This window comes from Niastella sp., from assembly GCF_045805085.1.
GTDB lineage: Bacteria > Bacteroidota > Bacteroidia > Chitinophagales > Chitinophagaceae > Niastella.
The window spans coordinates 1-12245 of record NZ_JBJMLX010000015.1 but is presented as its reverse complement, the minus strand read 5'-3'; the positions used below and the strand labels follow the sequence as shown (position 1 = coordinate 12245).

Annotated in this window: 13 protein-coding genes; 8 read left to right on the top strand and 5 right to left on the bottom strand. The window is 45.2% G+C overall.

Features of this window, described 5'->3' with window-relative positions; genetic code table 11:
* A partial coding sequence (locus ACJ751_RS00830) for a hypothetical protein (protein ID WP_407743467.1) occupies nt 1-350 on the top strand: 350 nt, incomplete at its 5' end.
* Nucleotides 351-432: 82 nt separating this feature from the next.
* Here ACJ751_RS00830 and ACJ751_RS00825 read toward each other — a convergent pair.
* Complete coding sequence (locus ACJ751_RS00825; RefSeq protein WP_407743466.1) at nt 433-1254, bottom strand: alpha/beta hydrolase; 822 nt, start codon at nt 1252-1254, stop codon at nt 433-435.
* 114 nt (nt 1255-1368) lie between these two features.
* Between ACJ751_RS00825 and ACJ751_RS00820 the strand changes: the two genes are divergently transcribed.
* The 3 genes from ACJ751_RS00820 (at nt 1369) to ACJ751_RS00810 (ending at nt 4313) form a co-directional block, all read left to right on the top strand.
* The gene (locus ACJ751_RS00820; protein WP_407743465.1) at nt 1369-2364 is read left to right on the top strand and encodes a RimK family alpha-L-glutamate ligase; all 996 of its coding nucleotides are present in this window, start codon (nt 1369-1371) and stop codon (nt 2362-2364) included.
* A gap of 136 nt (nt 2365-2500) precedes the next feature.
* Nucleotides 2501-3613: a carboxylate-amine ligase gene (locus ACJ751_RS00815; protein WP_407743464.1), complete on the top strand. Its 1113-nt coding sequence runs from the start codon at nt 2501-2503 to the stop codon at nt 3611-3613.
* Between the two features lie 166 nt (nt 3614-3779).
* Nucleotides 3780-4313 (top strand): hypothetical protein, encoded by a 534-nt coding sequence (locus ACJ751_RS00810; RefSeq protein WP_407743463.1) that lies wholly within the window; start codon nt 3780-3782, stop codon nt 4311-4313.
* Between the two features lie 180 nt (nt 4314-4493).
* On the opposite strand, the gene eutC is transcribed toward ACJ751_RS00810, so the two are convergent.
* The 3 genes from eutC to eat form a co-directional block, all read right to left on the bottom strand.
* Nucleotides 4494-5264, bottom strand: coding sequence for an ethanolamine ammonia-lyase subunit EutC (gene eutC, locus ACJ751_RS00805; protein ID WP_407743462.1), 771 nt, complete (start codon nt 5262-5264; stop codon nt 4494-4496).
* 95 nt (nt 5265-5359) lie between these two features.
* Nucleotides 5360-6742: an ethanolamine ammonia-lyase subunit EutB gene (locus ACJ751_RS00800; RefSeq protein WP_407743461.1), complete on the bottom strand. Its 1383-nt coding sequence runs from the start codon at nt 6740-6742 to the stop codon at nt 5360-5362.
* 100 nt (nt 6743-6842) lie between these two features.
* A complete protein-coding gene (gene eat / locus ACJ751_RS00795) occupies nt 6843-8135 on the bottom strand; it encodes an ethanolamine permease (RefSeq protein WP_407743460.1) in 1293 nt (430 codons plus the stop codon).
* A 138-nt stretch (nt 8136-8273) separates the two neighbouring features.
* Between eat and ACJ751_RS00790 the strand changes: the two genes are divergently transcribed.
* The 4 genes from ACJ751_RS00790 (at nt 8274) to ACJ751_RS00775 (ending at nt 11523) form a co-directional block, all read left to right on the top strand.
* Nucleotides 8274-8942 (top strand): SGNH/GDSL hydrolase family protein, encoded by a 669-nt coding sequence (locus ACJ751_RS00790; RefSeq protein ID WP_407743459.1) that lies wholly within the window; start codon nt 8274-8276, stop codon nt 8940-8942.
* Between the two features lie 76 nt (nt 8943-9018).
* Entirely contained in the window at nt 9019-9879 is an 861-nt protein-coding gene (locus ACJ751_RS00785; RefSeq protein WP_407743458.1) for a type 1 glutamine amidotransferase, read from the top strand.
* 122 nt (nt 9880-10001) lie between these two features.
* Nucleotides 10002-11195 (top strand): hypothetical protein, encoded by a 1194-nt coding sequence (locus ACJ751_RS00780; RefSeq protein ID WP_407743457.1) that lies wholly within the window; start codon nt 10002-10004, stop codon nt 11193-11195.
* A 10-nt stretch (nt 11196-11205) separates the two neighbouring features.
* The gene (locus ACJ751_RS00775; RefSeq protein WP_407743456.1) at nt 11206-11523 is read left to right on the top strand and encodes a cupin domain-containing protein; all 318 of its coding nucleotides are present in this window, start codon (nt 11206-11208) and stop codon (nt 11521-11523) included.
* 66 nt (nt 11524-11589) lie between these two features.
* Here ACJ751_RS00775 and ACJ751_RS00770 read toward each other — a convergent pair.
* Nucleotides 11590-12245: efflux RND transporter periplasmic adaptor subunit (locus ACJ751_RS00770; protein ID WP_407743455.1), on the bottom strand; the 656-nt coding region annotated here is incomplete at its 5' end.

Genomic DNA, 12245 nt, shown 5'->3' with positions numbered 1-12245 from the left:
TCATGAGCAAAGGAGATACGCTGAAGTTCAAAGTCATTGGGTATGTAAAAGACACCATCACCAAATATTCCATTACAATAACAATGAAGGCAGTGGATTCTGTGACCAATGTGCAGTTGAGTGGTAGTCAAATGAAGTCTTTCAAGATCAAATACGACACGGTTGATTTTTATAAAACGAATATGATCCGCTTTACAAATGCAGACACCAATTCAATTTATATGACCATTCCTGCAATACCTGCCGGAATAAAGCTCCGGTCTACACTTACATTCGCCTATGGCCTGAATTTAAGCAGCCAAATGGGAACCACCTCGCTGACCGTTAAAAACAACGGTTTTACCAAATAGCGGTTCTGCACAATATAAATAAAAACGTCCCGCTTAATAAGTGGGACGTTTTTTTATGTAGTAACTTATTAGGAACTTAAAACTAGGAACTTTTTCTCCTCCACCCCCATTTCAAAAACACGGGCAGGGCCTTGGCCCAGGAGCGGATATCATGTTTGCCATCTGGCAATTGCAGGTAACGCATATTTTTCCCTTCGAGCCAGCCCTTGGCCATCAGCTCGCGCATTATATCGATGGTATCGTCAATGGAGTCGATCACTTTATTACCGTTGCGGTCCTCCGTTTCATCCAGTTCCCCACATTGAAAAAAGAATTTCATGCCGGGCTGGTATTTTCCCTGTCTGATCTGGCGGTGCATCAACCGGTCGTTGGCCTCGCTAAAATTTTTTTCCTTCCTGTCTTTCGAGCGCCACCAAAGCGAACCGGAAAACACACCCACTTTGGAAAAGATGTCAGGATGGTTCCATACAAGGTCCAGTGCACTTAAGCCACCCAATGAAAAACCGGCAAATGCGGTTTCACTAAAAACCAGGTGTTCATAACGAGCATGAATATAGGGCAATAATTCTTCTATTATAAATTGACGGTACAGTCCGGCTTTGGCGCCGCGGCCTTTAAAATCGGGACTGCTGATCATGCCATACTCCACCATCCTTTCTTCACCCGCATGGATCCCAACACACAACATTGGTGTAATAGCTTCTGTTTGAAGCAAGTAAGCAATCATTTTATCAAAGCCCATGGCTTCAATATCCTGACCGTCATTTAACAGTAATAAACCTATCGGCTGATTTCCGGAATGGCTGGTGGGACCGTAAAAATTGATCGTTATGGTACGTTGGAGCGCTTCAGATGGCAATTCAATCGTTTCTACCATTATACCCGTACTTACTTCTGTTTGCATAGCGCGGCAAAATTAGGTAAATATGTTTGAGGTGGAACGTTAAATGTAAAGGAATTGTAAATTTGGAAGCTGGGTTTTGTGCAATAGCATCTGAATCACCCAAATGCGCTTGATATGAAAAAGATCGGAATTCTTTTTGGCCGGGAAAGGACCTTCCCACTGGCTTTTATAGAACACGTCAACAGCCGGGATACACCCGGTATTATTGCAGAACCTGTTCATATAGACAAAGTAATACAAGGCGCCGCCGTTGAATATGATGTGATCCTCGACCGCATTTCACATGATGTTCCTTTCTATCGTTCTTACCTTAAAAATGCGGCTATTTGCGGCACCGCCGTTATCAACAATCCATTTTGGGGAAGCGCCGATGAAAAATTCTTTAACAACTGCCTGGCCACCCGGATAGGCATACCTGTTCCAAAAACAGTTATTCTACCCTCCTTCGAACTGCCCCCGGATACCAGCCCCGAATCGTTTGCCAACCTGGCTTATCCATTGAACTGGGAAAAGATCTTTGAATACGTTGGCTTTCCGGCTTATATGAAACCCTTTGCCGGCGGGGGATGGAAACATGTATACAAACTGCATAACAAAGAAGAGTTCTTTCATAATCACCGCGAAACCGGGCAACTGGTAATGCTGTTGCAGGAAGAAATTGTGTTTGAAGAATACTACCGTTGTTACTGCATCGGTGGTATGTATGTGCATATAATGCCTTACGAACCGCGCAATCCTCATCACCTTCGTTACAACAGTAATTTCAAACCATCGCCCGACCGGTTGCACCAGATGGAAGAAGTGGTGCGACGCATCAATCAATACCTGGGGTACGATTTCAATACGGTTGAGCTGGCCATTCGGGATGGCGTTCCCTATGCCATCGATTTTTGCAACCCCGTTCCCGATGCTGACCGCCCAAGTGTGGGTGAGGATAATTTTGAATGGGTGGTTGAAACAGCGGCTACTTATGCCATTGAAAGAGCGCTCACTCATGAGCCCGGAAAAGATAACCTTACCTGGGGAGAATATACCCGGCGGAGCATAAACCGGGAGCTTATAGGAGAAATTACAGAGGAAAAATTAGAAACAGAGAAATTAGAAAGTTGACAAGGAGATGAGTATGAATAAATAAATTGAATCCAGCTTTAAGAACAAGGTACCTTTGCGCTGGAATAAGTAATAAACAACAAACCATTCATTTACTCTCCGCCAGCTGGCGGAGGTTGAGGGTTAACTTTAAGAAATGGCAAATATCAACTTATCGCATTTTACGCTTGGCATTGAAGAAGAATATATGGTACTTGACCCGGTTAACCGTGAGTTGAAGAGTCACCAGCAACGGATAGTTACCGAAGGGCAAAAGGTAATTAGAGATAAAGTAAAAGCCGAAATGCACCAGGCTGTTGTGGAGGTAGGCACCGATGTTTGCCGCAATGTTGATGAAGCTTTTAAAGACGTAAGTAACCTGCGCCGCACCATTTCCCACATTGCCGGCGACCTGGGTTTTTGGGTTGGTGCATCCGGCACCCATCCCTTCAGTCACTGGGAAAGCCAGTTAATCACCGATCATGCCCGGTACAAAGAGATCCTGGATATTCTACAGGACGCCGCCCGCAGCAATCTTATTTTCGGTCTGCATGTACACGTGGGTATGGAAAGCCGGGAAATGGCCAACCACATTGCCAACTCAACACGGTACTTTTTACCACATATATACGCGCTTAGCACCAACTCTCCTTTTTGGGAAGGAAGGAATACAGGCTACAAATCATACCGGACGAAGGTGTTTGACAAATTCCCCCGCACGGGTATCCCCGAAACCTTCGATACCATCGAAGACTATGACAATTTTATAAAGCTGCTGGTAAAAACCAACTGCATCGACAATGCGAAAAAGATCTGGTGGGACCTTCGGGTGCACCCTTTTTTCAATACGGTAGAATTCAGGATATGCGACGTGCCATTAACAGTGCAGGAAACAATAGCCATCGCCGCATTGTTCCAGGGTGTTTGCGCTAAAATTTATAAGCTTCGTTTACAAAACCTGAACTTCATTCAATACTCACGCGCCCTCATCAACGAAAACAAATGGCGGGCAAGCCGCTATGGTATCGACGGTTTGCTGATAGATTTTGGCAAGGAAGAAGAGATCAATACGCGCGTTTTGATATACGAACTGCTCGATTTTGTTGATGATGTGGTGGATGAACTGGGTAGCCGCCACGCTATTAATTATATCGCTAAAATGATGGAAGAAGGCACTGGCGCCGATCGTCAGCTGAAGGTTTTTCAACAAACCAACAGCCTGGTGAACGTGGTTGATTACATCCATAGCCAGTTCCTGGCGGGTGTATAAACGGCTTTTAAACAGACTAGAAACACCTCGTTATATTCAGATTTTTCATAACATGCAATACTGGCACAATATTTATGCATAAAGAACCGTTAAAAACGACAATCCCGTCCGTATCCTCATAGGAAATTCCCGAAAACAAATATTTTTAGTCCAAATCTGTTCCGGTATGAAAAGAATCCTGGTTAGCTGGCCTGTCATGCTATTGGCAGTAATTGTAGCGTCATGTGGTAAAGATAAGAGTGCAGAAGAAGACGTATCGCAATACTTTATCAAGTGCAAAATAGGCAGCGTAGATAAAACATTTAAGTATAAATTGCTGGCCCACAAAGAAGATGTGGGTAATGGAGTAACAAACTATTCCTTTTCTGCAAACGCTACTAATGATGCCAACGATTTTGAAGGAATAGGCTTTACCATTCAATTGTCCATTCCTGTTGCAACGGGCACCACGTACAAGGAAACTGATCCCACTACAGATTACTTCCTGGCCGGTATTTATAATCCCAACACGCAGAACCCTGATAAAATCTTTGCCAGCCGGTACGATGATGGCAATCCATTCCAGATCAACTTTAAAGAACTCACCACAACAACTGTAAGTGGTACTTTTTCCGGAAAGCTGTATTTGTTGAATAGCACAGATCCCAATGCCGATTCTGCTGTTATTTCTAACGGTCAGTTTAAACTGAAATTGCAATAACGTGAATCGTGAATCGTGAAAGGGCTCGCGATGGGGTAATATTCCTCACTGTTTTCATTTTTCACTCGTTTCATTTTTCGACCCTTTATCAACGCTATCAACTCCATCAACCCTATCAACTATTTTTCTTCGTTCTCCTAACTCCATTCTTCCAGGTTAACTGGTCAACTGATCAACTGGTCAACTGATCAACTGGTCAACTTCTCCCCCATTATCCTTCAACTCAACACCTGAAAGCTGAAGCCGCAATGATTCTCTAACCAAAAAGAATATCTTTTCCGCAGCAGCCTGGTAATTCAACCCTTCCGGTCTGATGTTCGAAATGCAGTTGCGCGACTCATCGGTTAACCCTGGTGCAGGGCGGTAGGTAAGGTATGCCCCTAAACTATCGGGCGAACTCAAACCCGGCCGTTCCCCAATGAGGACAATAACCAGTTTTGCTTTTAAGAAATGGCCGCATTCATCGCCAATAGCCACCCGCCCTTCCTGAACCATACAAACAGGCGCCACCGATAAATGAGCATTTTCAAAAAACGGTAGTAATATTTTCAGAACCGGGATGGCGTGGTTATTAATAGCTGTGGCGGATAATCCATCGGCCAGCACGATGCCAATATCATAACCGGTACTGTTGAACTCAGTTAACTGTTCTATGGCTTTTGCATGCAGCCGCCGGCCACGATCGGGATATTGCAGGTATTCACTGCGACTGGCAGCCTGGGTTGTCAGCGTAAAAGCAGCCTGCTGTAATGATTGCAGCTCCTGTAATAACACCGGCTGATCCAAGACCGCATACACAGCGTCCCGCGCATTGGCATGTGCCAGCCTGAACTGCAACATTGCCTCCAATGGTTCAGCCGTTCCGGTTCTACCCAAAGCAATGCGAGCTGCTGTGTAAATTTTCAACTCGCTCCAGGGATCAGTTTGCGCTATTGCTTTTTGAACATCCATTGTTGTTAGGTTATTGGGTTATTAAGTTCTTTTATTTGATATTGGCCTCCTTTTTAAGGTTGTTCCTTAACTTATAAACTCAAGGACCTAAGAACTTACGAACTTTTCACTAATTGCAAAAGTCTGTGTCCATTACCAACAGGCGTTATAGTTCCTGCTTCATTCATGATGCCTTGTCTTATCAACCATTGCTCAAACTCGGGAGCAGGTCGCAACCCCAGCACCTTGCGCACATATAAAGCATCATGAAAAGAGGTAGATTGATAATTCAGCATTATATCATCTGCACCCGGAATACCCATAATATAATTACAACCGGCCACGCCCAATAAAGTAAGCAGGTTGTCCATATCATCCTGATCGGCTTCGGCATGGTTGGTATAACAAACATCCACGCCCATCGGCAATCCAAGCAGCTTGCCACAAAAATGATCCTCCAGCGCCGCCCTGATGATCTGTTTGCCATCGAATAAATATTCAGGGCCGATAAACCCAACTACCGTATTTACTAGCAAGGGGGGGAATTTTCTGGCCACCGCATAGGCCCTTGCTTCACAGGTTTGCTGGTCAACGCCTTCATGTGCATTAGCCGATAAGGAACTCCCCTGCCCCGTTTCAAAATACATTACATGGTTACCCAGTGTACCTCGTTGTAACGACAAAACTGCTTCATGCGCTTCCTGCAACAAAGCCAGGTTTACCCCAAAACTTTTATTGGTCTTTTCTGTACCGCCAATAGATTGGAACACGAGGTCAAGCGGCGCCTTTTGCTGAACCAGTTGTAAAGAGGTGGTAACATGACACAGCACACAACTTTGTGTAGGAATATCAAATCGCTGAATAATGGCATCCAGCATGTGCAAAAGCGTTAGCACGTGGTTGGGCGAATCGGTAGCGGGGTTTATACCGATCACCGCATCACCGCTGCCATATAATAAACCATCCACCATACTGGCCGCAATTCCTTTGGGATCGTCTGTAGGATGGTTGGGTTGTAGCCGAACCGATAACCTTCCTTTTAAACCCAGCGTATTGCGAAAGGAGGTAACCACTTCACACTTCCGGGCCACGCTGATGAGGTCCTGGTTGCGCATTAGTTTTGACACGGCCGCTACCATTTCAGGCGTCAATCCCGGCGCCAGTTGCTGCAGGGTGGCGGTATCAGCCGCATCGCTCAACAACCAGTCGCGTAACTGGCCCGTGGTAAAATGAGCCACCGGTGCAAACGCTGCTGTATTATGCGAATCTATGATGAGCCGGGTAACTTCATCCTGTTCGTAGGGAATAACTGGTTCCTGTAAAAAGTTCTTCAGCGGAACATCGGCCAGCGCCAGTTGCGCCGCCACCCGTTCTTTATAATCTGCAGCAGCCACACCTGCCAACGCATCGCCCGATCTGAACGGACTTGCCTTTGCCAGCAGGTCGGTTAGTGTGTCGAATGTATAAGTATGGTGTTGTATCGTATACCGGTAACTCATGTATTGATAAGTTAAAGTTATTAAGTTCGTAGGTTTTTGAGTTTTCAGGTTACAATTGCATCACACAATCAGTAACTCAATAACTTAATAACTTACGAACCTAAGAACGTGATCTCCTGAAAACCACAAACAGTATCATTAGTATAGCTAATGCGCCAAAGAATATAAAACTTAAAAACAGATTGTACCAAACAATAGCTATCAAACAAACAATGGCCAGGACCAAAGCAATGCCCGGAAACCAGGGATACAAAGGTACTTTGAAAGGCCGTTCCAGGTTAGGTTGTTTACGGCGCAATACGAACAGGCTGACCATGCTGATGATATACATTACCACAGCACCCAGGGCGCTCAATGTAATAACATCACCTGTATTGAACAGGCATAAAGCAATGATCCCAATAACACCACCTGTGATCATCGCCACATTCGGGGTTCTATGCTTCGAGTTCACCCTTGCCAATACTTTTGGTAAATAGCCATCGCGGGCCACGGCATATAACTGCCTGGAATAACTGATAATAACGCCATGAAACGAGGCCACCAGGCCAAACAGACCGATACCCGCAAATACTTTCGTCCAGCTGTTTTGTTTTCCCAATACCGAGCTGATCGCCTCCGGCAATGGATAATCAATGCGGGCCAGTTTGTGCCAGTCGGTAACCCCGCCTGTAAAGAACATGACCCCGAAGGCCAGTAGCACCAGCGTTACAATGCCATAAATATAACCGCGGGGTATGGTACGTTGCGGATCTTTCACTTCTTCGGCCACCATGGCCACTCCTTCAATGGCCAGGTAAAACCAGATGGCAAATGGCAATGCGGCAAAAACGCCACCCCAGCCAAACGGCATGGAATCCTGTTTAAAATTTTCCCATTTAAAACCGGGCGCTACCACTCCCATGAACAACAGCAATTCACAAACTGCCAGAATGGTAACAATGAGCGAAAACACCACCGATTCCTTGATGCCTAAAAAATTAATAACGGTAAACACTACATAACTGCCAATGGCTACCGCCAGTACCGGTAGAGTTGGCGCCAGAAAATGCACATAGCTGCCAAGTGCAAAGGCTACTGCCGGTGGCGCCAGTAAAAATTCTACCAGCGTGGCATAGGCAGCAATCAGTCCCCCCAGCGGGCCAAAGGCCTTATAGGCATAGGCAAAGGGCCCGCCGGCATGCGGTATAGCTGCAGTTAATTCGGTAAAGCTGAAAATAAATGTTACGTAAAAAATAGTGACCAATATGGTGGCAATCAGGAAGCCGCCGGTTCCGGCAACATCCCAGCCCAGGTTCCAGCCAAAATACTCGCCGGAGATAACCAAACCAACCGCCAGCGCCCACAGGTGCACTGGTTTCAATACCTTTTTTAATGACGGGTTGCCATGCATGCAATTAGTTTTAATAGATAGGAAGCGTTTGGGCAGCAACAGTAGATATTAATAAAAATACAAACTTTTGTGATTAGATTCGCTGCCTTATTCAGGAGTTATAGTTCGCATTCTTTTATTTCTTCAAATATATCATTTATGAGATTGCTTCTGTACGTTACTTCATTCATCGCTATTACTTTAGTAAGCTTTACCGGTATGCAGCAAAAACAAAAGATCGTTTTCTTTGGCGATTCCATTACACAGGCCGGCGTATCGCCAACGGGGTATATAACAGTGCTGGGCAACCTGATCGCCCAAAAAGGCCTGAAAGATCAATATGAATTAATTGGCGCCGGTATCGGCGGTAATAAAGTATACGATCTTTACTTACGTATGGAAGACGATGTGCTGGCAAAAAATCCTACTACAGTAGTGATCTGGATAGGCGTAAATGACGTATGGCACAAGAAAAGTGGCACCGGTACCGATGCACCCAAATTCGAACAGTTTTATAATGCCATCATCAAGAAGTTGCAGGCAAAAAATATAAAGGTGATCCTGTGCACGCCCGCTACCATTGGCGAAAAAACCGATTTCTCCAATGAACAGGATGGCGATCTGAACAAGTATGCGAATATCGTTCGCGACGTTGCCGCCAAAAACAACTGCCCCCTGGTTGACCTGCGCAAGACCTTCCTGGCCTATAACCTGGCCAACAATCCTGAGAATAAGGAGAAAGGTATTCTTACTGCCGATGGCGTTCACCTGAACGATAAAGGCAATTCGCTGGTGGCCGAGGAAATGCTGAAGGTGCTGGTGAAATAACCATTCTTCCATTAAATTGTTAAGGTATAAGCTGCAACATGACAATCACAAAATGCGTTATGTTTGCAGCTTTACTATGAGTAAACCAAACACCATACGGGTGGCCCTTCTTGATCTGTATGAGGGCCAGGTAAATGAGGGCATGCGCTGCATCAGGGATATTCTACAGCAGTATAGTAAGGCGCATGGTATCCACCTGGCAGTCGCCGAATTTAACGTGCGGCTTAAATGCGAGTTGCCTGATTTACATCACGATATCTACATTTCTTCCGGTGGCCCCGGGTCGCCCCTGGCTACCGATGCCAAATGGGAACCCTTGTATTTTGACTGGATCCACCAGATGGAGCAATACAACCAACAAACCCAGGACCCTAAAAAACACGTGTACTTTATCTGTCACTCCTTTCAGCTGGCTGTTCGTTATTTTAAGGTAGCCCGGGTAACCAAACGCAAATCCACCGCTTTTGGCGTTTTTCCCGTTCATATGTTGCCCGGCGGCAACAGGGAACCGGTTTTCGTCAACCTGCCCGATCCTTTTTACGCGGTTGACAGTCGCAATTACCAGGTAATAGAACCTGATCATGACCAACTACAGCGCCTAGGCGCTTCCATTCTTGCCATTGAAAAAGAACGGCCGCATGTACCGCTGGAGCGCGCCATCATGGGGCTGCGGTTCAATAAATATATGGTGGGCACCCAGTTTCACCCCGAAGCCGACGCACCGGGGATGAGCCGTTACCTGCAACGGGAAGACAAAAAACAAATGGTCATTAAAAACCATGGGTTCGAAAAATGGCAATCCATGATCGAGCAACTCAACGACCCGGATAAAATTCTGTTTACGTACTCGCATATTCTTCCAAACTTCCTCGATCTGGCAATTGAAGCACTTACTTCGGGCAGTAGGCAGACGGCAGAAGGCAGAAGGCAGAAATAGAATCGCGGGAAACAAGTTACCGGTAAACTGGCGACCGGAGACTGGTAGCCTGCAACCTGTAATCTCAAACATAAACTTACTACAGAGAAGTTCGTAACTTCCAATTCAAAACCAAGAAATGTATGGTTCCTGAGATCCGGAAAGCGTTTAATGAGTCATTCACCGAACAACAATACGAAGCCTTCTCAAAAGACCTGAACAGTAAATATCCCGGCGCCATTGAATTCAGGCTCTCAGAAACACCGGTATTTGTTGATAAAGAATTTGCGGCAAAAATGATCGATGCCTGCGAGCACATCATCGATGTGATCACCGATCCCCAATTCAAAAAAATGACCGACGCGGCCATACCACCGCATGAATATGTTCCTAACGAAACTGATCGGTGCGACATGCTTTGTTTTGATTTTGGCATTTGCTGGAATGAAGATAAACAGCCCGAACCCCGCTTAATAGAAATGCAGGGCTTCCCTACCCTGTTTGGTTTCCAGGTATATTACCCAGATCTGTTCAGGGAATATTTTCCCATTCCCGATAATTACAGCCAGTACCTGAACGGACATACCCGTGAAAGTTATTTGCAGTTATTGAAAGAAGTGATCGTTGATGATGTACCGGTGGAAAATACCATTCTGCTGGAAATAAAACCACACGAACAAAAAACCCGCATCGACTTTTATTTAACCCAGGAATATACCGGCATACAACCCGTTTGTATTACAGAACTGATTCAGGAAGGCATGGACCTGTATTATATGCGCGATGGTAAAAAAACTGCCGTAAAGCGAATTTACAACCGCGTTATATTCGATGAACTGCTGGCCAGGAAAGAAGCTTTAGGGAAGTATTGCGATATTACACAGAACCTGAATGTACAATGGGTACCGCATCCCAACTGGTTCTACCGCATCAGCAAATACACGCTGCCGTTTCTGCACCATCCGTATGTGCCCACTACGTATTTTTTAAACGAGATAAAACAATTGCCACCCGACCTGGAGAATTATGTGCTGAAACCGCTGTTCTCTTTTGCGGGACAAGGTGTGGTAATTGATATAACACCTGCAGACATTGAAAAGATAACCGATCCGCACAACTGGATCTTGCAACGGAAAGTAGCATACGCTGCTATCATTGAAACGCCCGACGAACCGGCCAAAGCCGAGATCAGGATCATGTATGTGTGGAAAAAGGGTTGGGACCGCCCACAACCCGTTATTAACCTGGCCCGTTTAAGCAAAGGCAAAATGATCGGCGTAAATTTTAACAAGAACAAACAATGGGTGGGCGGCAGCACCTGCTTTATTGAACGATAAAAAAATAAGTATGCAACACCTCGACGACGTAAAAGGCAAAGAAATTGTTCCGGGTTTATACGGCCGGTTTGTACATGGCGATACCATGACACTGTCGTTTGTAGACATTCAACCGGGCGCGCGGTTACCCGAACACAGCCATCCGCATGAACAGATCACCTATTTAATAGAAGGTGAACTGGAAATGGTGATCGGTGGTGAAAAAATGTTGTTGACGCCCGGTATGGTTCATGTTATTCCCGGTAATGTACCCCACAGTGCCATTGCACGTACTTTTGTTAAAGTGTTAGATGCTTTTTCTCCTGTTAGAGAAGATTATAAAGTTTGACAGTTCAAGGTTTAAAGTTCAAGGTTTATGTCCCCCCACTTTGAACTTTAAACATAAAGCTTTTAACTATTCTTCTTCAGGGGCGTTCTTCATTTTCCCAAGAACCGCATAGGCATTTTTCGTAACCACCTGCATATTCGTTAAATCAACTGCTTTTGTAGAAACAGCTACCCGGTCTTTTTCCCGGATGCCTGTTTCCACAGTTACCAGTTGAAAATTGTTTTTACCCATTACCTGTACAATGTACTGCTGATTACCATACCGCACTACCGCATCTTCGGGCACCGTAAGTGAAGGAACGTTTTCAAGATGAATGGCGCCATTCAGGAACATACCCGGTAACAAATTATTGGGTCTTGTTTTAAAATGACAATGAATAATGCCGCTGCGGTTAACATCTACATTACGCGTAACCAGTATTACTTCACAATTATATTCATTACCCGGCTCATCAACAAATGATACCTTCACCAGCTGCCCTACTTTTATCTTTGGCATATCCTTTTCAAAAACCGTAAGGGCCGCATGGATATCATCAGGGTTGATCAGCTCAAACAACACATCGGTAGCATTTACAAACTTGCAGATATTGACATTCACCTTAGATACAAAACCATTGATGGGTGAATACATGGGAACACTTCGCGAGATGTTGTTTTCATTTAACGAACCCGGATTGAGATTGACCAGCCTCAGCTTTTCTGCCAGTGCTTTTACCAGTA

What these genes read in the sequence shown, in the direction of transcription:
- ACJ751_RS00820 (WP_407743465.1), top strand. Translation starts at nt 1,369, where the DNA reads ATGAAAAAGATCGGAATTCTTTTTGGCCGGGAAAGGACCTTCCCACTG.
- ACJ751_RS00785 (WP_407743458.1), top strand. Translation starts at nt 9,019, where the DNA reads ATGAGTAAACCAAACACCATACGGGTGGCCCTTCTTGATCTGTATGAG.
- ACJ751_RS00780 (WP_407743457.1), top strand. Translation starts at nt 10,002, where the DNA reads ATGGTTCCTGAGATCCGGAAAGCGTTTAATGAGTCATTCACCGAACAA.
- eat (WP_407743460.1), bottom strand. Translation starts at nt 8,135, where the DNA reads ATGCATGGCAACCCGTCATTAAAAAAGGTATTGAAACCAGTGCACCTG.
- ACJ751_RS00775 (WP_407743456.1), top strand. Translation starts at nt 11,206, where the DNA reads ATGCAACACCTCGACGACGTAAAAGGCAAAGAAATTGTTCCGGGTTTA.
- ACJ751_RS00790 (WP_407743459.1), top strand. Translation starts at nt 8,274, where the DNA reads ATGAGATTGCTTCTGTACGTTACTTCATTCATCGCTATTACTTTAGTA.
- ACJ751_RS00810 (WP_407743463.1), top strand. Translation starts at nt 3,780, where the DNA reads ATGAAAAGAATCCTGGTTAGCTGGCCTGTCATGCTATTGGCAGTAATT.
- ACJ751_RS00800 (WP_407743461.1), bottom strand. Translation starts at nt 6,742, where the DNA reads ATGAGTTACCGGTATACGATACAACACCATACTTATACATTCGACACA.
- ACJ751_RS00815 (WP_407743464.1), top strand. Translation starts at nt 2,501, where the DNA reads ATGGCAAATATCAACTTATCGCATTTTACGCTTGGCATTGAAGAAGAA.
- eutC (WP_407743462.1), bottom strand. Translation starts at nt 5,264, where the DNA reads ATGGATGTTCAAAAAGCAATAGCGCAAACTGATCCCTGGAGCGAGTTG.
- ACJ751_RS00825 (WP_407743466.1), bottom strand. Translation starts at nt 1,254, where the DNA reads ATGCAAACAGAAGTAAGTACGGGTATAATGGTAGAAACGATTGAATTG.